The organism is Ferrimonas sp. YFM (assembly GCF_030296015.1).
Classification (GTDB): Bacteria; Pseudomonadota; Gammaproteobacteria; order Enterobacterales; family Shewanellaceae; genus Ferrimonas.
In genome coordinates, this window is the sequence record NZ_AP027368.1 from 218,496 (window position 1) to 239,106 (window position 20,611).

General features: G+C 55.0%; 12 protein-coding genes, 1 tRNA gene and 4 rRNA genes. 11 read left to right on the plus strand and 6 right to left on the minus strand.

Annotated features, from left to right (window positions below; translation table 11 throughout):
- Window positions 1–28: 28 nt before the first annotated feature.
- Window positions 29–580 carry an ADP compounds hydrolase NudE gene (gene nudE, locus QUE41_RS01050; protein WP_286341172.1) on the plus strand — a complete coding sequence of 184 codons (552 nt, stop codon included), beginning with the start codon at window positions 29–31 and terminating at the stop codon, window positions 578–580.
- Window positions 581–605: 25 nt separating this feature from the next.
- Complete coding sequence (cysQ, locus tag QUE41_RS01055) at window positions 606–1,421, plus strand: 3'(2'),5'-bisphosphate nucleotidase CysQ (RefSeq protein ID WP_286341173.1); 816 nt, start codon at window positions 606–608, stop codon at window positions 1,419–1,421.
- A 25-nt stretch (window positions 1,422–1,446) separates the two neighbouring features.
- Here the strand turns inward: cysQ and mnmH are convergent, their stop codons facing one another.
- From mnmH to QUE41_RS01075, 4 genes are all read right to left on the minus strand, one after another.
- Entirely contained in the window at window positions 1,447–2,541 is a 1,095-nt protein-coding gene (gene mnmH, locus QUE41_RS01060; RefSeq protein WP_286341174.1) for a tRNA 2-selenouridine(34) synthase MnmH, read from the minus strand.
- Complete coding sequence (gene selD / locus QUE41_RS01065) at window positions 2,541–3,578, minus strand: selenide, water dikinase SelD (protein ID WP_286341175.1); 1,038 nt, start codon at window positions 3,576–3,578, stop codon at window positions 2,541–2,543. Before selD ends, mnmH begins: the two co-directional genes overlap by 1 nt.
- A gap of 129 nt (window positions 3,579–3,707) precedes the next feature.
- Entirely contained in the window at window positions 3,708–4,571 is an 864-nt protein-coding gene (locus QUE41_RS01070; RefSeq protein WP_286341176.1) for an alpha/beta fold hydrolase, read from the minus strand.
- An 8-nt stretch (window positions 4,572–4,579) separates the two neighbouring features.
- Window positions 4,580–5,686 (minus strand): acyl-CoA desaturase, encoded by a 1,107-nt coding sequence (locus QUE41_RS01075; RefSeq protein ID WP_286341177.1) that lies wholly within the window; start codon window positions 5,684–5,686, stop codon window positions 4,580–4,582.
- A gap of 144 nt (window positions 5,687–5,830) precedes the next feature.
- Here QUE41_RS01075 and fabR point away from each other — a divergent pair, with 144 nt between their 5' ends.
- Together fabR and QUE41_RS01085 are read left to right on the plus strand one after the other, a co-directional pair.
- A complete protein-coding gene (gene fabR, locus QUE41_RS01080) occupies window positions 5,831–6,466 on the plus strand; it encodes an HTH-type transcriptional repressor FabR (protein WP_286341178.1) in 636 nt (211 codons plus the stop codon).
- Between the two features lie 63 nt (window positions 6,467–6,529).
- Window positions 6,530–7,213: a hypothetical protein gene (locus QUE41_RS01085; RefSeq protein ID WP_286341179.1), complete on the plus strand. Its 684-nt coding sequence runs from the start codon at window positions 6,530–6,532 to the stop codon at window positions 7,211–7,213.
- A 44-nt stretch (window positions 7,214–7,257) separates the two neighbouring features.
- On the opposite strand, the gene trmA is transcribed toward QUE41_RS01085, so the two are convergent.
- Window positions 7,258–8,358: a tRNA (uridine(54)-C5)-methyltransferase TrmA gene (gene trmA, locus QUE41_RS01090; protein ID WP_286341180.1), complete on the minus strand. Its 1,101-nt coding sequence runs from the start codon at window positions 8,356–8,358 to the stop codon at window positions 7,258–7,260.
- A 133-nt stretch (window positions 8,359–8,491) separates the two neighbouring features.
- Between trmA and murI the strand changes: the two genes are divergently transcribed.
- From murI to QUE41_RS01115, 5 genes are all read left to right on the plus strand, one after another.
- A complete protein-coding gene (murI, locus tag QUE41_RS01095; protein ID WP_286341181.1) occupies window positions 8,492–9,277 on the plus strand; it encodes a glutamate racemase in 786 nt (261 codons plus the stop codon).
- A 359-nt stretch (window positions 9,278–9,636) separates the two neighbouring features.
- Window positions 9,637–11,191 (plus strand): 16S ribosomal RNA (locus QUE41_RS01100).
- 226 nt (window positions 11,192–11,417) lie between these two features.
- Window positions 11,418–14,306, plus strand: a 23S ribosomal RNA gene (locus tag QUE41_RS01105).
- A gap of 90 nt (window positions 14,307–14,396) precedes the next feature.
- Window positions 14,397–14,511: ribosomal RNA gene (gene rrf / locus QUE41_RS01110) — 5S ribosomal RNA — on the plus strand.
- The 16S, 23S and 5S rRNA genes sit together here with 1 tRNA gene alongside, the layout of an rRNA operon.
- Before the next feature lie 58 nt (window positions 14,512–14,569).
- Window positions 14,570–14,646: transfer RNA gene (locus tag QUE41_RS01115), tRNA-Asp, on the plus strand.
- 726 nt (window positions 14,647–15,372) lie between these two features.
- Here the strand turns inward: QUE41_RS01115 and QUE41_RS01120 are convergent.
- The gene (locus tag QUE41_RS01120) at window positions 15,373–16,410 is read right to left on the minus strand and encodes an IS110 family RNA-guided transposase (RefSeq protein WP_286341021.1); all 1,038 of its coding nucleotides are present in this window, start codon (window positions 16,408–16,410) and stop codon (window positions 15,373–15,375) included.
- Between the two features lie 369 nt (window positions 16,411–16,779).
- On the opposite strand from QUE41_RS01120, the gene QUE41_RS01125 reads away from it, so the two are divergent.
- A complete protein-coding gene (locus QUE41_RS01125; protein ID WP_286341182.1) occupies window positions 16,780–17,817 on the plus strand; it encodes an IS110 family RNA-guided transposase in 1,038 nt (345 codons plus the stop codon).
- Window positions 17,818–18,990: 1,173 nt separating this feature from the next.
- Window positions 18,991–20,545: ribosomal RNA gene (locus QUE41_RS01130) — 16S ribosomal RNA — on the plus strand.
- Window positions 20,546–20,611 lie beyond the last annotated feature (66 nt).

Below are 20,611 nucleotides of genomic sequence, written 5' to 3' on the forward strand. Positions count from 1 at the left end.
TCACTCCAGTCAGACTACTCAGGACCCTATGAGCTCGAAACAGAAACCCCAGATCCTCCACACTGAATTGGTGGCCAGCAGCCGGCTTTTTCGGGTGGAGCAGGTCCACCTGCAGTTCAGCAATGGTGAGGAGCGGGTGTACGAGCGCATGCAGGGAGGCAACCGCGGTGCGGTGATGGTGGTGCCCATGCTGGACGAACACACCGTACTGCTGGTGAAGGAGTACGCCGTCGGGACGGAGACCTATGAGCTTGGCTTCGTGAAGGGGCTTATCGACCCCGGCGAGAGTGCCGTTGAGGCGGCCAACCGGGAGCTTCAGGAGGAGGCGGGTTTTCGGGCCGACAGCCTGACCCACCTGATGGAGATCGCCCTGGCCCCCGGGTATTTTTCTAGCAAGATGCAGATCTTACTGGCGCAGGGACTGTCGCCCAGTAAGCTGGAAGGCGATGAGCCTGAGCCCCTGGAGTTGGTGCCCTGGCCCATCGAGGATCTGGATGGCCTGCTGGCCCGGCCGGACTTTAACGAGTCCAGGGCCATCAGCGCCTTGTTTTTAGCAAGGAAAGCGCTGAAACTTAATTGAAGTACGACCGCAGTAGGTAGAGGTTTTGGAAAGCATTAGCACCCTGTTGGAGCCCGCCATAGAGATTGCCCGCCAGGCGGGGGAACGGATCCGCGAGATCTACGAAGAGGGCCAGTTTCAGGAGATCACCAAGTCCGACAACACCCCGGTGACCACGGCGGACCTGGCGGCTCACGATCTGATTGTGTCGGCGCTGACCCAGTTGGCCCCGGAGATTCCCATCCTGTCCGAAGAGGACGCCGATATTCCCCTGGCAGACCGCCAGAACTGGCACAGATATTGGCTTATCGATCCCCTGGATGGGACCCAGGAGTTTATCGCCGGCAGTGGTGATTTCGCGGTGAACATAGCCCTGGTGGAAAACCACAGACCGATCCTGGGCGTGGTGTACGCGCCCATCTCCCGGGCCTGCTACTTTGCGGTGGACGGTAAGGGAGCCTTCAAGCGCATGGATGGCCGTGATAGTCCTATCCACAGCCGGGAAGCCAGCGAGGCGGAGCAGGAGATGGTGATCGCGGTCAGCCGCCGCCAGAGACTGGATGCGGTGACCCAGCTGCTGGAACCGGGACGCAACTACCGATTTATTCCCTTTGGCAGTGCTTCGCTTAAGAGCTGTATGGTGGCCGAGGGTGAAGCGGATCTGTATCTGCGACTGGGGCCAACCGGCGAGTGGGATACCGGCGCCTCCCAGTGCATCGTCGAACAGGCGGGCGGGCGCATCCTGGATATAGAGCTGAACCCCCTCTCCTATAACGAGCGGGAGAGCCTGGAGAACCCCAACTATCTGGTATTGGGTGCGCCGGCGCTACCCTGGCACCAGATCCTGCAGAACCCGCAATAAAAAACGGCCCCTCGGGGCCGTTTTGTTATTCTGCTTGGTGGTCCAGCCATTGGTGAACCGCCTGGTGATCGCCGCTGAAGACCACCCGTTCCCTGCGTTTCTCCAACTGGTGGCGATACATGGGGTCGTAGTATTGGCTGAGCAGGGCGTCGATCCAGTGGCGATGGGCGTCCATCTCTCCCTGTTGCTGGTCGTCAAACCCCTGCTCCATGATGGCGCGCAGCTCCCGGTGACGTTCGTCTCCCAGGCGCTTCTTGATGCGATCCATGGCGCTGAGCAGGTGTTCTTTGAAGTTGAGGAAACCCTGCTCTTCACCGTCCCTTGCAATGAAGTCGGCGGCGATGTTGATGACGTAGTCGCGAAGAATCCGCTCGATGCGATCCTCCTGGCTCACCTCCAACAGCACCAGGGGGGCGGTTTGCATGCGCTCATGCATCTCCAGAGGCAATGACACCCGGCCGATTAACCGGCTTTCATCCTCCAGCACCAGGTGACGGTTTCCCGCCTGCTGGTGACGCATCAGCTGCACTGCCAGGGCATTTTCAAAGTCGATCTGACTCGGTTGTTCGGTTACCTGGCGGCCGAAGCTGGATCCCCTGTGGTTGGCCAGTCCTTCCAGGTCCACCATATCCTGGCGCAGCTTGAGGAAGTCGGTCTTACCACAGCCAGTCATGCCGCCGATGATCCACATTGGGGTGGAGGCGGTGATGCTGTCGGTTTGCTCCATCAGGAAGGTGCGCATTCCTTTGTAGCCGCCCTCGATGAAGGGGCGATCGTGGCCCACTTCGGCGATCCACTGCTGGCTCAGTTCGGAGCGCAGTCCGCCGCGAAAGCAGTAGAGGATGGCGTCCGGATGGCTGTCGAGGAAGGTTTTCCAGGCCTGTTGGCGCTGCGCCTTCACCTTGCCCTGCACCAGCTTGTGGCCCAGCTCGATGGCGGCCATCTGCCCCTCGCGCTTGTAGCAGGTGCCGACGGCGGCTCGCTCCTGATCGTTCATCAAGGGCAGGTTGACGCTGTTGGGGAAGGCGCCTTTGGTAAATTCCACCGGGGCCCGCAGATCGATGAGGGGGCGATCGGACAACAGCAGTTCCCGATAGTGGTCGGCACTGAGGCTTCTCATTACACCACCTTGACCATGGGGCCGGATTGCGGCGCCTGGAGCTCGCCAATAGGATGAACCCCCAGTCCGGCAGTCCGGAGAATCTCCTCTACCTGCTGACAGGCCTGGGGCTCTACGGCCACCAACAGGCCTCCTGAGGTCTGGGGATCACACAGCAGAGTGCGGGTGCGGGCATCAAGCTCAGGCAGCTTATGGCCGTAGCTGTCGAAGTTGCGGCCTGCGCCGCCGGGGATGCAGCCCTGAGTCAGATAATGATCCACCTGATCCAGCAGAGGCAACTTGTCCATCTCCAGGGTGGCGCTCAGGTTGGCGCCTTCACAGATCTCGGTGAGGTGTCCGGCCAGGCCAAAGCCGGTAACGTCGGTCATGGCACTGACACCCTCTATAGCGGCCAGCTGTGCGCCCACCTTGTTCATCTGACACATGGCGTCCACGGCGATCTGGTCGTGCTCTTCGGCGAGCTTTTTCTGCTTCTGGGCGGTGGTGAGGATGCCGATGCCCAGAGGCTTTGTCAGATAGAGTTTGCTGCCTGCGGTGGCGGTATCGTTACGTTTGAGCTGAGACAGGGGAACCTGGCCGGTGACCGCCAGGCCGAAGATGGGCTCAGGGGCATCGATGGAGTGGCCCCCGGCCAGCAGGATACCCGAATCGCGACAGGCGGCACGGCCCCCTTCGATCACCTGTTGTCCCACCTCCGCCGGCAGCAGATTCACCGGCCAGCCGAAGATGGCAATGGCCATCATGGGTGTACCGCCCATGGCGTAGATGTCGCTGATGGCGTTGGTGGCGGCAATACGACCGAAGGTAAAGGGGTCGTCGACGATGGGCATAAAGAAGTCGGTGGTGCTGATGATGCCGGTGGTGCCATCCAGGTCATAAACGGCGGCATCGTCCCGGCTGGCGTTGCCCACCACAAGACGGGCATCGTCGAGGGGGGTTAACTGGCTGGTCAGCAGGGTATCCAGTACCTTAGGGGAGATTTTGCAGCCGCAGCCGGCGCCGTGGCTGTACTCCGTCAGTTTGATCGCTTTGCTCATCTGGGGCTCTGTTGCTTGTGAATCTTTTGGTCAGGGGCAAGATAATACCCCAAGGGAGTATGGTTTGGGGGCGTATGACAGGCAAAACCTGGAATTTTCCTGGCAGGAAAGCGTTGAGTCGGTGAGTGGTCACTCACTCTCTTTGGTCTGAATCCGGTTACGAAAAGCCAGGTAATGTTGCAGCACCTGCTGGGGGGCTTCCAACTGGGGGTAGTGGCCGACTCCGTCGAGGGTTTCAATCCTGGGTTCGGGCACCCGCTCCCGATAAGCCTGAACCAGGCTGCGGCCGGAGATGGGATCCTGGGTGCCATCGATCAGCATCATCGGGCAGGGGGGATGAGTCAGGGGGCGGCTCCAGCGCTCACTGAACTGACGGCGCTCTGCCATGTAGTGCAGCAGGGAGGGGATCACTCGTTGGCCGTTGTTGTGGCTGAGCAATCGCCACAGGGTGTTGATCTCACCATCCTCCAGAGGGTGAGAGCCCCAGATCCGCCTCAGACTGGCACTGAAACGCCGTTGTCCCAGGAAGGGGGCCAGCAGAGGCCCCAGAGGGGACGCCAGCACTTTTTGAATCATCAGGGGCCGGTGTGCGTCGGCAAACAGACCGCCATTGAGGAAGGTGCAGCTGAGGTAGCGCTGAGGATCCCGGGCAAGCAGCTCCTGGGCGACGGTATCCCCATAGTCGTGAGCCAGCAGATGGCAGTGCTGAATACCCAGGTGGGCAAGCAGGGCCTCGAGGATTTGAGCCTGGTCGGCGATGTGGTAGTCGTGAGGGTGGGGCTTGCTGCTGAAGCCAAACCCCAACAGGTCCATCAACACCACCCGGTAGCGCTGACTCAGTTCCGGCAGGAGCTTATGCCAGTCCCAGCTGGCTGAGGGAAAGCCATGGATCAGTAGCAGGGTGTCTCCCTCCCCCTGGTCCAGGAAGAAGAGCCGGTGATCCTGATATTGGAACCAGTCTCCCTGTGCTTGCCACTCCCTCAGCCTGGTCATTTCACCCCCTAAGCATTAGCCAACTGCTGTCGCAGTTTCAGCCACTGTTGTTGCTGCTCTCTCAGGCACAGCTTAAGTTCCTTCAGCCTGGCCTTGGTCGAGGCATCCAGCTGCGCCCGGGTCTGCTTCAGCAGCGCCTGTTTGGCCTGGTAGTAATCGCGCATCCGCTCGGCAACACTCTGATATTGTTGCTCGAGCTGCTGAATCCACTCGTCGGAGAGTCCACGGTCCTGAGCCATCGCCTGGCTTCGCTTCAGCTGCATCTGCAACTTGGCGGTCTCGATCCGCTCAGCGGGGACCTCTCTCAGTCCGTTGGCCAGTTTGAACCTGGCAAACAGGGCGATGAGCCACTTGGTGGGATCAAAGTGGAACCAGCGGATGCCGTTACGCCAGTCATGCTCAAAGGTGTGGTGGAAGTTGTGGTAGCCCTCGCCAAAGGTGAACAGGGCCAGCACGCCGTTGTCCCGGCTGGACTGTTTATCACTGTAGGGTTGGCTGCCCCAGATATGGGCCAAAGAGTTGATGAAGAAGGTGCCGTGGTGCATGGCTACCAAACGTACCACGCCCGCCATCAGGAAGGTGCCCCAGATGTCGCCGATCAGGGCACCGGCCACCAGGGGAGTGATCACATTGGTGACCAGGACCAGCATGGCGTAGTGGCGATGCTGGAACATGACGATGGGGTTCTTCTGCAGGTCGCGGGCATTGGTGTAATCCGGCTCGCCCTGGTAGTTCCTGAGCATCCAGCCGATGTGGCTATACCAGAAGCCTCGGCTGGCGCTGTAGGGGTCCTTGTTGTCGTCATCCACGAACTTATGGTGACGACGATGATCGGAGGCCCAGTGAAGAATGCTGTTCTGCAGGGCCATGGCGCCGCCGATGGCCAGGAACCACTGGACGGCTGGGTGGGCAGAGTAGGCCTTATGGGACCAGAGTCTGTGATATCCGGCGGTGATGGACAGGCCGTTCCAGGCCCAGAACAGGAAGGCCAGAACCAGGGTTTCGGCTTGATACCCGACCAGCACCCCATGGAGTGGGGCCAGAGTCACCGCTGCCAGGGCGGTGAGGCTGAAGATCAGGGTATTGATGAGAATCAGTGGTGGCTTAGAATTCATCCTTGCGTCTCTTTGAGCGTACATCTGTGCGCTATTTTGGTGATCTTTGTCCGATAACGCAAGCCATGGTTGATCCAGCTCGCAGGTGAGCTTTGCCTCTATTCAAGTTAGAATGCATAAGTTTCTAATTAAGGGTAGTAAGTAATGGGGATTCGAGCACAGCAAAAGGAGCGCACACGTCGCGCCCTTCTGGATGCTGCGTTTAATCAGCTGAGCGCAGAACGCAGCATCTCCAACCTGAGTTTGCGAGAGGTGGCCAGGGAAGCTGGCATTGCCCCTACGTCTTTCTACCGCCACTTCAAAGATATGGAAGAGCTCGGCCTGACCATGGTGGATGAGGGTGGCCTGACCCTGAGGCAACTGATGCGCAAAGGGCGTCAGAGGGCCGAAGAGGGGGGCAGTGTCATTCGAGCCTCCATAGAGACCTTTATGGAGTTCATCGACAGCAACCCCAACGTCTTCCGGTTGTTGCTGCGGGAACGCTCCGGTACCTCGGCGGCATTTCGTGCGGCGGTGACCCGTGAGATTCGCCATTTTATTGAAGAACTCAGCGACTACCTGCAGGCGAAAACCGGTCGCCGGCCTGACTTGGCTTATGCCCAGTCGGAAGCTTTGGTGACCCTGGTGTTTGCCAGTGGTGCGGAAGCCCTGGATCTGAATAAGAAGGAGCGTCAGGCCCTGGCTGAGCGCCTCATCGTGCAGCTGAAGATGATCGCCAAAGGCTCGGAAGCGCTGCAGCGCAGTGGCCGGGAGCCGGAGCTGGAAAACCTGCCTAAATAGTATCAATCAGCCCGGGTTTATTGTTTTAGCTCGCTGCAAGGAGGACAGGTGAGGACAGGAAAGTTGTTTCAGATTGCATGCTTGGGGTTGTTTCTTCTTCTGGCTGGATGTGCCACAGTTCCTGAGAAAAATCCAGCATTGTGGATAGGCCAGCTCTCAGGCAATTACTCCTCGGCGGAAGTTTGTCGAGATATAGAAAGTTACAGTGAGCTTGGCTTTGCCTATCGGGATTCGAAGGGAGATACCTATCTTGGGCGGTTTAAGCCAAGTGTTCAGCAAGCGGGCATGGCATTTTCCGTAGATAACCGACCATTGGATGGGTTTGGAAAGAAAAGTGACCCTCAAGCTATGGTAGAGCTTGAGTCAGAGCGTTTGTCAGTATCGGTATCGAAAACGGAAATATGCCGCTCCATGGGCGGCCCGGAGGCGTTTACGGAAGCCCATTTATTGATGGAGGGTGCGCTGAGTTTGCGTGAAGCTCAGCCCATTCAATTACCCCTCCCTCTTGAAAGATGCTCGAAAGACCACTGTATGGCCATTGATGTATCCGGCATGGTGTCGGCGTGTGAAGGCGATCTTTGCACTATGATGGGGCAGCTTGACTTACAGAGTTCCAAACTGGGCATAGTTCCTTTTAAGGGAGATAGAGGCAGTATTCACTCGTTTAGAGTGGGTGAGCAGTGCATGGGACTGGTGCTGATGAAGGGAGTTGCGTTCGGATTTATAGACCCTTGTTCTAATTCCTAGATTACAAAAAAGCGCAGCACTAAGGCTGCGCTTTTTACATCAGTCTATTTTCTCTCCAGCAGCACACCCGCTTCCATATGGTGGGTGTAGGGGAACTGGTCGAACAGCGCCAGGCGGGTGACCTTGTGGGTTTGCCCCAGGGTTTGCAGGTTGTCCAACAGAGTGTCCGGGTTACAGGAGATGTAGAGAATCTTTTCGTAACCCTGAACCATCTTCTCGGTTTCCTTATCCAGACCGGCTCGTGGTGGATCCACGAAGATGGTGTTGCAGTTGTAGCTCTTAAGGTCGATGCCCCGCAGTCGGTTAAACTCCCGCACCCCATTCATGGCATCGGTGAAGTCCTCGGCGGACATGCGGATGATGGTGACATTGTCGATGTTGTTGGCGGCAATGTTGTGCTGGGCCGCCTCCACTGAAGGCTTGGCCAACTCGGTGGCCAGTACCTGGTTAAAGTTCTGCGCCAGGGCCAGGGAGAAGTTGCCGTTACCGCAGTAGAGCTCCAACAGATCGCCGCTGCTGTTGCGGGTGCAATCTACCGCCCACTCCAACATCTTTTCTGCCACCTTGCCATTGGGCTGGGTAAAGCTGTTTTCGATCTGGCGGTAGTGCATCTGGCGATCATGCACCTGCAGGGTTTCATCCACAAACTCACGGTCCAGACACCACTTCTGTTTGCGCGCCCGTCCGATGAAGTCCACCTTATGGCCCTCGGCGCGCCAGGCATCCCTCAGTTCCCTGATCCCTTCCACCCAGGCTTCGTCGAGCTGACGATGGTAGAGCAGGGAGATCAGCAACTCGCCACTGAGGGTGGAGAGAAAGTCCACCTGGAACATCTTGCGGCGCAGATGCTCATTGGGGCGCAGGGCTTCCATCAGTTTGGGCATGAACTGGTTGATCAGTTCGCTGGCCGGCAGAAACTGGTCGGTGCGTACCTTTTCGCCCTGAGCCTGATCAAACATGATGTAGTAGAGGTCATCGTCGTCGTGCCAGACGCGGAACTCTGCACGCATACGATAGTGCTTGGGCTCAGAAGGGAACACTTCCAGTTCCGGAGCATTGAATGGGGCGAACATCGACCTCATACGCTCGCATTTTTCGGCCAACTGCTGTTCGTAGTTCGCCGGATCAAGGGCTTTCAGATCCATGTAGTACTCCGGTGTCTGGATTTAGAGAGGGGGAATTCTAACCAAGCCAAAGCTTAAGTCCAGTCCCCTTGGTAAATGGCGGCCTCTGTGTGAGAATCAACGCCTATTCCGGTATAGCAACAGTTCCCTGTCGATGAGCTCCATTCTTCTGTTTGATTCTGGTGTCGGCGGCCTCTCCATTTTGGAGCACGTCCGCGATGCCTTTCCCCAGTGGCCTGTCCACTATCTGGCGGACAATGCCAGGTTTCCCTATGGGGAGTTGCCCGAACAGGAACTGATCGACGGCTGTGTGGAACTCATTACCACTTTGGTGCGGGAACTCAAGCCTGCCCTGGTGGTGGTGGCCTGCAATACCGCCAGTACCCTGACCCTGCCTGCCCTGCGCACTGCCCTGTCCATACCGGTCATTGGTGTGGTGCCCGCCATTAAGCCGGCGGCCGCGCTGTCCTACACCGGAACCATTGCCCTGCTCGCGACACCAGGCACTGTGTGTCGCAGCTATACCGATGGTCTGATTCAAGACTTTGCCCCCCATTGTCGGGTGATTCGCTTGGGCAGCAGCGACCTGGTCCGCCTGGCCGAAGACAAATTGGCGGGAAAGGGGTGTGACAGTGTGGCCTTGCAGGCGGTGTTGGCCCCGCTGACTCTTGAGCCCTCGTTGGATGTAGTGGTGCTGGGGTGCACCCACTTCCCTCTGCTTAATGAGGAGATCGGCCAGATCCTCGGGCCAAAGGTGAGACTGGTGGACTCAGGCAGCGCCATCGCTCGGCGCGTCGGCACCCTTATCAGTGAGTCTAAAGTTGTGCCGGGAACCGAATCCGGCAACTACTACTACACCGGAGCCAGCCCTTCAGATGAGTTATCGGCTGGTCTCAAGGCTCGTGGGCTGCTTTTATCGACTAAGGTCGCTGCTTCCTAAACCGAATTGATGGAAAAGATCGCAAAGGATCTTTTTGATCCAAAAAGGGGTTGCGCCAGAAAATTCTCCCCCTATAATGCGCTTCCTGTCGACGGGGCAAAGCGGAAGGAAAACGGACGCTGAGCAAAACTTCGACACTCGGCGCCAAGGCAGCGAATTAGCCCTTGACCGCCACGGAGAGTCGCGTAGAATGCGCCTCCTGTCTCGATGAGAGACACGCTCTTTAACAATTAGTCAGACAATCTGTGTGGGCACTCGCGCAGGATTGATATCTCATATATCAATGTTGCACTGAGTGACTATAACAAGTTAATTCAGTAATTCATTGAGTCGGAATTTTCGGATTCCAAAAAACTTTTTAATTGAAGAGTTTGATCATGGCTCAGATTGAACGCTGGCGGCAGGCCTAACACATGCAAGTCGAGCGGAAACGACAACAAAGATTCTTCGGATGATTTGTTGGGCGTCGAGCGGCGGACGGGTGAGTAATGCTTAGGAATTTGCCCAGTCGAGGGGGACAACAGTTGGAAACGACTGCTAATACCGCATACGCCCTACGGGGGAAAGAGGGGGATGCTTCGGCACCTTTCGCGATTGGATAAGCCTAAGTGAGATTAGCTAGATGGTGAGGTAATGGCTCACCATGGCGACGATCTCTAGCTGGTTTGAGAGGATGATCAGCCACACTGGAACTGAGACACGGTCCAGACTCCTACGGGAGGCAGCAGTGGGGAATATTGCACAATGGGCGCAAGCCTGATGCAGCCATGCCGCGTGTATGAAGAAGGCCTTCGGGTTGTAAAGTACTTTCAGCGAGGAGGAAAGGTTGGCGGTTAATACCCGTCAGCTGTGACGTTACTCGCAGAAGAAGCACCGGCTAACTCCGTGCCAGCAGCCGCGGTAATACGGAGGGTGCGAGCGTTAATCGGAATTACTGGGCGTAAAGCGCATGCAGGCGGTCTGTTAAGCGAGATGTGAAAGCCCCGGGCTTAACCTGGGAACTGCATTTCGAACTGGCAGACTAGAGTCTTGTAGAGGGAGGTAGAATTTCAGGTGTAGCGGTGAAATGCGTAGAGATCTGAAGGAATACCAGTGGCGAAGGCGGCCTCCTGGACAAAGACTGACGCTCAGATGCGAAAGCGTGGGGAGCAAACAGGATTAGATACCCTGGTAGTCCACGCTGTAAACGATGTCTATTAGGAGTCTGTGCCCTTGAGGCGTGGGTTCCAAAGCTAACGCATTAAATAGACCGCCTGGGGAGTACGGCCGCAAGGTTAAAACTCAAATGAATTGACGGGGGCCCGCACAAGCGGTGGAGCATGTGGTTTAATTCGATGCAACGCGAAGAACCTTACCATCCCTTGACATCCACGGAAGCTTTGAGAGATCGAAGTGTGCCTTCGGGAACCGTGAGACAGGTGCTGCATGGCTGTCGTCAGCTCGTGTTGTGAAATGTTGGGTTAAGTCCCGCAACGAGCGCAACCCTTGTCCTTAGTTGCCAGCACGTAATGGTGGGAACTCTAGGGAGACTGCCGGTGATAAACCGGAGGAAGGTGGGGACGACGTCAAGTCATCATGGCCCTTACGGGATGGGCTACACACGTGCTACAATGGTCGGTACAAAGGGTTGCGAGCTCGCGAGAGTCAGCCAATCCCATAAAGCCGGTCGTAGTCCGGATTGGAGTCTGCAACTCGACTCCATGAAGTCGGAATCGCTAGTAATCGTGAATCAGAATGTCACGGTGAATACGTTCCCGGGCCTTGTACACACCGCCCGTCACACCATGGGAGTGGGCTGCACCAGAAGTCATTAGCTTAACCTTCGGGAGGGCGATGACCACGGTGTGGTTCATGACTGGGGTGAAGTCGTAACAAGGTAGCCCTAGGGGAACCTGGGGCTGGATCACCTCCTTACGAAATAGATACGGTTTTGCGTTGAGTGTTCACACAGATTGTCTGAAATCATCCTTAGGGGTGATTTTGGCGTTTTTGCTTAGGCAAAAACTTGCTCTTTAACAATTTGGACAAGCTGATAATTTCTCGAGATATTTGCAATTTTTGCAAGTGCCTTGAATATCTGGCGATAGATTAACGTATTGGTTGTGAAGCAATACGATTCCAAGACTTATTGGGGTTGTATGGTTAAGCGACTAAGCGTACACGGTGGATGCCTAGGCAGTCAGAGGCGATGAAGGACGTACTAACTTGCGATAAGCGGTGATGAGGCAGTAAGAGCCATTTGAGTCACCGATTTCCGAATGGGGAAACCCGGCCGCATAAGCGGTCACTGTGCACTGAATACATAGGTGTACAGAGCGAACCAGGGGAACTGAAACATCTAAGTACCCTGAGGAAAAGAAATCAATTGAGATTCCCTAAGTAGCGGCGAGCGAACGGGGATTAGCCCTTAAGCACAGAGGGTGTTAGTGGAAGCTTCTGGAAAGTAGCGCGATACAGGGTGATAGCCCCGTACACGAAAACTAACTTTGTGTGAAATCGAGTAGGACGGGACACGTGATATCTTGTCTGAACATGGGGGGACCATCCTCCAAGGCTAAATACTCCTGACTGACCGATAGTGAACCAGTACCGTGAGGGAAAGGCGAAAAGAACCCCTGTGAGGGGAGTGAAATAGAACCTGAAACCGTGTACGTACAAGCAGTGGGAGCACCTTCGGGTGTGACTGCGTACCTTTTGTATAATGGGTCAGCGACTTACATTTTGTAGCGAGGTTAACCGAATAGGGGAGCCGTAGGGAAACCGAGTCTTAACTGGGCGAATGAGTTGCAAGGTGTAGACCCGAAACCCGGTGATCTACCCATGGGCAGGTTGAAGGTTGGGTAACACCAACTGGAGGACCGAACCGACTAATGTTGCAAAATTAGCGGATGACTTGTGGGTAGGGGTGAAAGGCCAATCAAACCGGGAGATAGCTGGTTCTCCTCGAAAGCTATTTAGGTAGCGCCTCGTATCTCACCATTGGGGGTAGAGCACTGTTAAGGCTAGGGGGTCATCCCGACTTACCAACCCTTTGCAAACTCCGAATACCAATGAGTGCAATTACGGGAGACACACGGCGGGTGCTAACGTCCGTCGTGGAGAGGGAAACAACCCAGACCGCCAGCTAAGGTCCCAAAGTTCTAGTTAAGTGGGAAACGATGTGGAAAGGCTCAGACAGCCAGGATGTTGGCTTAGAAGCAGCCATCATTTAAAGAAAGCGTAATAGCTCACTGGTCGAGTCGGTCTGCGCGGAAGATGTAACGGGGCTAAACTAGACACCGAAGCTGCGGATGCACACTTGTTGTGCATGGTAGAGGAGCGTTCTGTAAGCGGTTGAAGGTGTGTCGAGAGGCATGCTGGACGTATCAGAAGTGCGAATGCTGACATGAGTAACGTTAAAGCGGGTGAAAAACCCGCTCGCCGGAAGACCAAGGGTTCCTGTCCAACGTTAATCGGGGCAGGGTGAGTCGACCCCTAAGGCGAGGCCGAAAGGCGTAGTCGATGGGAAACGGGTTAATATTCCCGTACTTCTTCTTACTGCGATGGAGTGACGGAGAAGGCTAGGCCAGCGCACTATCGGATGTGCGTTTAAGGTTGTAGGCGGTGTGTTTAGGCAAATCCGGACACACATTACGCTGAGAGCTGATGACGAGGTGCTACGGCACTGAAGTGGTTGATGCCATGCTTCCAGGAAAAACTTCTAAGCTTCAGGTAAGAAGGAATCGTACCCCAAACCAACACTGGTGGTCAGGTAGAGAATACCAAGGCGCTTGAGAGAACTCGGGTGAAGGAACTAGGCAAAATGGTACCGTAACTTCGGGAGAAGGTACGCTGCTGACGGTGATGGGACTTGCTCCCTAAGCTGTCGGCAGTCGCAGATACCAGGTGGCTGCAACTGTTTATCAAAAACACAGCACTGTGCAAACACGTAAGTGGACGTATACGGTGTGACGCCTGCCCGGTGCCGGAAGGTTAATTGATGGGGTTATTCTTCGGAAGAAGCTCTTGATCGAAGCCCCGGTAAACGGCGGCCGTAACTATAACGGTCCTAAGGTAGCGAAATTCCTTGTCGGGTAAGTTCCGACCTGCACGAATGGCGTAATGATGGCCACGCTGTCTCCACCCGAGACTCAGTGAAATTGAATTTGCGGTGAAGATGCCGTATACCCGCGGCTAGACGGAAAGACCCCGTGAACCTTTACTACAGCTTGGCACTGAACATTGACCCTACATGTGTAGGATAGGTGGGAGGCTTTGAAGCGTTGTCGCTAGATGACGTGGAGCCGTCCTTGAAATACCACCCTTGTAGTGTTGATGTTCTAACCTGGGCCCCTGAATCGGGGTTAGGGACAGTGCCTGGTGGGTAGTTTGACTGGGGCGGTCTCCTCCCAAAGAGTAACGGAGGAGCACGAAGGTTGGCTAAGTATGGTCGGACATCATACGGTTAGTGCAATGGCATAAGCCAGCTTAACTGCGAGACAGACACGTCGAGCAGGTACGAAAGTAGGTCATAGTGATCCGGTGGTTCTGCATGGAAGGGCCATCGCTCAACGGATAAAAGGTACTCCGGGGATAACAGGCTGATACCGCCCAAGAGTTCATATCGACGGCGGTGTTTGGCACCTCGATGTCGGCTCATCACATCCTGGGGCTGAAGTCGGTCCCAAGGGTATGGCTGTTCGCCATTTAAAGTGGTACGCGAGCTGGGTTCAGAACGTCGTGAGACAGTTCGGTCCCTATCTGCCGTGGGCGTTTGAGAATTGAGAGGGGCTGCTCCTAGTACGAGAGGACCGGAGTGGACGAACCTCTGGTGTTCCGGTTGTCACGCCAGTGGCATTGCCGGGTAGCTAAGTTCGGAATCGATAACCGCTGAAAGCATCTAAGCGGGAAGCGAGCCTCAAGATGAGTTCTCACTAGACCTTTAAGGTCTCTAAAGGGCCGTCCAAGACTAGGACGTTGATAGGCAGGGTGTGTAAGCGTTGTGAGGCGTTGAGCTAACCTGTACTAATGACCCGTGAGGCTTAACCATACAACACCCAATGGGTTTTGAAATCCCAGATAGAAAAGCGCTTGCGAAAATGCAAACGAGAAACAGCTTGTGCGAATTGTTCCAAATTCGTCTGACGACCATAGCGCTGTGGTCCCACCTGATCCCATGCCGAACTCAGCAGTGAAACACAGTAGCGCCGATGGTAGTGTGGGAGTTCCCATGTGAGAGTAGGTCATCGTCAGGCACCAATTCCTTGATGTGAGAGTGCTAATCAGGTTCTTGCGTCAGGCATAAAATTCGGCGGAGTGGTAGTTCAGTTGGTTAGAATACCGGCCTGTCACGCCGGGGGTCGCGGGTTCGAGTCCCGTCCACTCCGCCAACATTTTCGAAGAAGCCTGAGTTAACGCTCAGGCTTTTTTCGTTTATCGCTCCCAAAAACTGCTGCGCAGATTGGTCGCGTGGCTGGGCGCCCCCGTACGAGTCCGTCCACTCCGCCAACATTTTGAAAGAGCCCGTCCAGTTGGGCGGGCTTTTTTCGTTTGTGCTGTTTAGAACTTCCAGGTTGCTCTATAAGGGCAACGGAGCGCTCCCCGTCTCATACGCACAATCGTCTCCCTGGCGCATGCCAGGGTCCAGCGGCTTTCTTTCGCCCCTTAAAAATCAAAGGCTCTGGATACCGGCGTGCGCCGGTATGACAGTGCTAGGGGGAACCGCATTAGGTTGGAATCAGATTCCCTGCGAATCTGCAGCTGCGTTTAAGGGAAGAAACGAAGCACTCCCCTCACCACACGCACAATCGTCTCCCTGGCGCACGCCAGGGGCCAGTGGCTTTCCTGTGCCTCACCAAAACTAAAGACGTATATGGACGCCCCTGCAGTTGCAAGACATTGATGAGATCGGTTTGCGGACGTATATCCGGCGTCTGTATTACCTTCGAGAGGTAGCGCCACAATGTGGTCCGAACCTGACCACCTTCACGCTGGAACGACATTCTCTGTCGGTCTTATGTCAGGCTCTTGCCAGGCCGGATAACCGTTTTTCATCAAGTTATGCAAACTCAGGTTGCTTGGTACCCTCTATTCCCCTCTTAAAGTGGAGGAAGTGGTTATTTGGAAGCTGTGAAAGCGTGATTCAACTCGAACTGGCTGCCGCTGACCGTCATGCTCCAGGCAATCCGGGCCAGTTTATTGGCCAGGGCCACGATTGCCTTGCGCTTGCCCCGGCGCACTATCAGATTGCTCAGCCATCTTCCCAGCCTGTCATTTCGTTTGGCCACATGAGCGAAGACCGCTCTTGCCCCGTGAATTAACAGCACCCGCAGTTGCTTGTTTCCTGCCTTGGTAATGCTGCCCAGCCGGGTTTTGCCTCCGGTGCTGTGCTGCTTTGGAACCAAGCCACACCAAGCCGCCAGTTGACGACCGTTGGAAAACTGTCGGCCGTCACCCACTTCACTGACGAAAGCTGCCGCGACAATGGGACCGAACCCCGGAATGCTCTGCAAAAGTTGATAGCGGGGTTGCTGTTTGCACAGCTGATGAATCTCCTGCTCTATGGCTTTGATCTCCTCATCCAGAGCCTTGAGCTCCCGCTCCATCCGCAGCAACAGCCCCCGCATGACAAAGCTCAACCCGTTATCGCCATCTTCAACGGATTCGGGTAACTGATTTCTCAACAGCTTTATCCCGGTACTGAAGTTAACGCCATATTCTCCTGCCAAGCCACGTATCTGACAGGCCAGTGCCGTTCTGTAGTCGACCATTCTCTGCCGGACGCAGCGCAGAGCCTTAATGTCTTGCTGCTCAATGGTCTTTATGGGAACTGGATGCAACTTAGGGCGGAAAGCCGCTTCGCAAATGGCCAGCGCATCATTGGCATCGTTCTTTTGCGCAGACACCATGGGTTTTACATGTTGTGCGGGGATGAGCTTCACCTGGTAACCGGCTTGCTGGAGCCGCCTTCCCCAATAGTGAGAACGAGCACAAGACTCCATGGCCACCAGTGTATCCGTTGGGAATTCAAGGAGTGTGTGCAGCAGCTTTTCTCTTTTGACCTTGCGGTTCCAAAGGATGGAGCCATCCTCCAGCAGAACGCAAACCTGAAAAACACTCTTGGCTAAATCAATTCCAATGGCTTTAATAGACATGATGGACGCTCCTCTCTGAATTATGTGTCGCAACTTAATTCTGGCGCATTTGACGCCGTATCGTAGGGGGGCGTCCATCACATCACTGGATACCGGCGTCCGCCGGCATGACCGTGCTAGGGGGAGCCGCATTAGGTTGGAATTAGGCTCCCTGCGAACCTAAAACTGCGCAGAACGCAGCAACAAAGCTCCGTACTTTCCACACGCACAATCGTCTCCCTGGCGCATGCCAGGGCCCAGTGTCTTTTCTGCATCTTTCCAATACCAAAGACTCTGGATACCGGCGTTCGCGATGTATGGACTCCTCCCTCCCCTAAGGGGCTAGAGTTAAGTCACCACAACCGCTCTAACAGCGAAAGGAGCCCATACATGCTTAACCTTAATATCATCGGCATCGACCTGGCAAAATCTTCTTTCCAAGTGGCAACGCTCAGTCCGGAACATCAAGTGTTGAATAACCGCAGTATGTCACGCGCACGACTTGAGCAATGGCTGGCCAAGCAGAAACCCTCCATTGTTGCCGTGGAGGCCTGTGGCTCCGCCCACTACTGGGGCCGCTTCGCTGAATCTTTTGGCCACTCCGTCATGATCATCGCCCCCAAAACAGTCACCCCATATCGGCAGGGCCATAAAACCGATAGCAACGATGCACTGGCCATCGCGATAGCAGCCCGTCAGCCAAGCACTCGCTCTGCAGCAGTCAAATCGGTTGAACAACATGCTTTGCAAAGCATTGAGCGGATGCGTCAGCACTGGCTGGATCATAACCGCTCAACCAGCAACATGATGCGTAGCTTGCTCTATGAGTTTGGTATCACCATCGCCAAAGGGAATACAGCACTTATACGGATCATGCCAGAGCTTCTAGACGGCTCGTCTGAGCTTCTTCCTCAGGCCTTCAAAGCTCAGCTTTCAAAGGTGTACCAGCAATGGCAACGGGGGAGAGATGAGCTCAAACAAATAGAGAATCAGCTATCAGAATTGATAAAGCAGCAGTCGCCCTGCAAGAGGCTCATGAAGCTTGAAGGCGTTGGCGAGGTTAATGCCTTGGCCTTGTATCTCATCTTAGGTGAGCGTGGTGAAGGGTTTAAGAATGGCCGGGAAGCCGCGGCCTGCATTGGAGTGACGCCTAAACAATTCAGTACCGGGGGCGTCACTTCTTTAGGTGGTATTGGCAAGCGGATTGGCCATAAGCGGCTGCGCGCCAACCTGATTCAGGGGGCATTAGCTGTGGCCATGCAATTAGGCCGTAGGCCACCTAAGACACTCAAAGAAAAATGGCTGTTGGCAATTATCGAGCGACGCGGGCTTCGACGTGCGGCAGTGGCGCTAGTTAACAAAACCATTCGCACTGCCTGGGCCATGTTGCACCGAGATCAGGATTATCAACAACCTCAAGCTATCTAACCATCGATTCAAGAGTTAAGAGTGACAACCAAGAGCGCATAACAAACAGGTGAGACCGACCACCAAGAGCCTGATCTTGCCGGCGAGAATTCAATTCCGCGTTCGCGTAGAGGCATGGTGGTGCGAAAACATCAGTGGCCAGGGATCGCAACCCATCAAGAGCCCGAATATACGCCTGCATCTTACTTTGTCTGTCTGCGCTGGAGGTTGAAACTCGGGAGGAGTCCATATACCGGCATGACAGTGCTAGGGGGAGCCGCATTAGGTTGGAATTAGGCTCCCTGCGAACCTGCAACTGCGCAGAAGGCAGCAACAAAGCTCCGTACTTTCCTCACGCACAATCGTCTCCCTAGCGCACGCCAGGGTCCAGCGGCTTTCTCTCGCTCCTGAAACATCAAAGATTCTGGATACTGCGTTGGCCGGAATGATCGTGTTGTGGGAGGCTGTATATCTGTAAACAGGCATCGAACGTGATGATGGTTTATGCAGAACGCCTTAGGTACCCATGTGACGAGGTGAAGAAGGAGTTCATTGGTCAATCCGTTCTGCAGCAGCAACCAAGTGCTTGCCGTCCTCTGATACGCAATAGTGGTCCAGGTCTCGCGGCTTTCTTGCACGTGAAGCCATAAATCCCATAAACCCAAGGTCCTGAATGACGGCATTCGCTGGCACCAGGTTGCCAGGTGACAGCAAATAAGTTGGCTTTCTATGGCTCTTGCTGTTCAGTTGCGGTCATCCTCTGGTGATCTACACTCTTTCATCTGGGGGCCACCTAAGGGGGTTTTCACTAAACGCAGTGGATAACCTTGTGGGTAAAATGTGTGAATGCAGTGTGTTTAGCCATTTGGATCGCGATCCTGGAAAAAGATCGTTTTTCCCCTTGCGCAGTGAAAATCACCCCCTATAATGCGCTTCCTGTTGACGGCGAAACGGCTGAGCCGAATCAAGGTCAACCGCTGAAAACCTTGAAAATAGGGGTTGACGGCAGCGGAGGAAAGCGTAAAATGCGCCTCCTGTCTCGATGAGAGACACGCTCTTTAACAATTAGTCAGACAATCTGTGTGGGCACTCGCGCAGGATTGATATCTCATATATCAATGTTGCACTGAGTGACTATAACAAGTTAATTCAGTAATTCATTGAGTCGAAGTTTTCGGACTTCAAAAAACTTTTTAATTGAAGAGTTTGATCATGGCTCAGATTGAACGCTGGCGGCAGGCCTAACACATGCAAGTCGAGCGGAAACGACAACAAAGATTCTTCGGATGATTTGTTGGGCGTCGAGCGGCGGACGGGTGAGTAATGCTTAGGAATTTGCCCAGTCGAGGGGGACAACAGTTGGAAACGACTGCTAATACCGCATACGCCCTACGGGGGAAAGAGGGGGATGCTTCGGCACCTTTCGCGATTGGATAAGCCTAAGTGAGATTAGCTAGATGGTGAGGTAATGGCTCACCATGGCGACGATCTCTAGCTGGTTTGAGAGGATGATCAGCCACACTGGAACTGAGACACGGTCCAGACTCCTACGGGAGGCAGCAGTGGGGAATATTGCACAATGGGCGCAAGCCTGATGCAGCCATGCCGCGTGTATGAAGAAGGCCTTCGGGTTGTAAAGTACTTTCAGCGAGGAGGAAAGGTTAACGGTTAATACCCGTTAGCTGTGACGTTACTCGCAGAAGAAGCACCGGCTAACTCCGTGCCAGCAGCCGCGGTAATACGGAGGGTGCGAGCGTTAATCGGAATTACTGGGCGTAAAGCGCATGCAGGCGGTCTGTTAAGCGAGATGTGAAAGCCCCGGGCTTAACCTGGGAACTGCATTTCGAACTGGCAGACTAGAGTCTTGTAGAGGGAGGTAGAATTTCAGGTGTAGCGGTGAAATGCGTAGAGATCTGAAGGAATACCAGTGGCGAAGGCGGCCTCCTGGACAAAGACTGACGCTCAGATGCGAAAGCGTGGGGAGCAAACAGGATTAGATACCCTGGTAGTCCACGCTGTAAACGATGTCTATTAGGAGTCTGTGCCCTTGAGGCGTGGGTTCCAAAGCTAACGCATTAAATAGACCGCCTGGGGAGTACGGCCGCAAGGTTAAAACTCAAATGAATTGACGGGGGCCCGCACAAGCGGTGGAGCATGTGGTTTAATTCGATGCAACGCGAAGAACCTTACCATCCCTTGACATCCACGGAAGCTCTGAGAGATCGGAGTGTGCCTTCGGGAACCGTGAGACAGGTGCTGCATGGCTGTCGTCAGCTCGTGTTGTGAAATGTTGGGTTAAGTCCCGCAACGAGCGCAACCCTTGTCCTTAGTTGCCAGCACGTAATGGTGGGAACTCTAGGGAGACTGCCGGTGATAAACCGGAGGAAGGTGGGGACGACGTCAAGTCATCATGGCCCTTACGGGATGGGCTACACACGTGCTACAATGGTCGGTACAAAGGGTTGCGAGCTCGCGAGAGTCAGCCAATCCCATAAAGCCGGTCGTAGTCCGGATTGGAGTCTGCAACTCGACTCCATGAAGTCGGAATCGCTAGTAATCGTGAATCAGAATGTCACGGTGAATACGTTCCCGGGCCTTGTACACACCGCCCGTCACACCATGGGAGTGGGCTGCACCAGAAGTCATTAGCTTAACCTTCGGGAGGGCGATGACCACGGTGTGGTTCATGACTGGGGTGAAGTCGTAACAAGGTAGCCCTAGGGGAACCTGGGGCTGGATCACCTCCTTACGAAATAGATACGGTTTTGCGTTGAGTGTTCACACAGATTGTCTGACGAAAGATAAGAGTTTCGAT

Excerpts from the sequence above, each read along its gene's own strand:
- QUE41_RS01070 (WP_286341176.1), bottom strand. The coding sequence starts at position 4,571 with ATGACCAGGCTGAGGGAGTGGCAAGCACAGGGAGACTGGTTCCAATAT.
- QUE41_RS01075 (WP_286341177.1), bottom strand. The coding sequence starts at position 5,686 with ATGAATTCTAAGCCACCACTGATTCTCATCAATACCCTGATCTTCAGC.
- selD (WP_286341175.1), bottom strand. The coding sequence starts at position 3,578 with ATGAGCAAAGCGATCAAACTGACGGAGTACAGCCACGGCGCCGGCTGC.
- QUE41_RS01120 (WP_286341021.1), bottom strand. The coding sequence starts at position 16,410 with ATGTCTATTAAAGCCATTGGAATTGATTTAGCCAAGAGTGTTTTTCAG.
- nudE (WP_286341172.1), top strand. The coding sequence starts at position 29 with ATGAGCTCGAAACAGAAACCCCAGATCCTCCACACTGAATTGGTGGCC.
- mnmH (WP_286341174.1), bottom strand. The coding sequence starts at position 2,541 with ATGAGAAGCCTCAGTGCCGACCACTATCGGGAACTGCTGTTGTCCGAT.
- trmA (WP_286341180.1), bottom strand. The coding sequence starts at position 8,358 with ATGGATCTGAAAGCCCTTGATCCGGCGAACTACGAACAGCAGTTGGCC.
- QUE41_RS01125 (WP_286341182.1), top strand. The coding sequence starts at position 16,780 with ATGCTTAACCTTAATATCATCGGCATCGACCTGGCAAAATCTTCTTTC.
- murI (WP_286341181.1), top strand. The coding sequence starts at position 8,492 with ATGAGCTCCATTCTTCTGTTTGATTCTGGTGTCGGCGGCCTCTCCATT.
- fabR (WP_286341178.1), top strand. The coding sequence starts at position 5,831 with ATGGGGATTCGAGCACAGCAAAAGGAGCGCACACGTCGCGCCCTTCTG.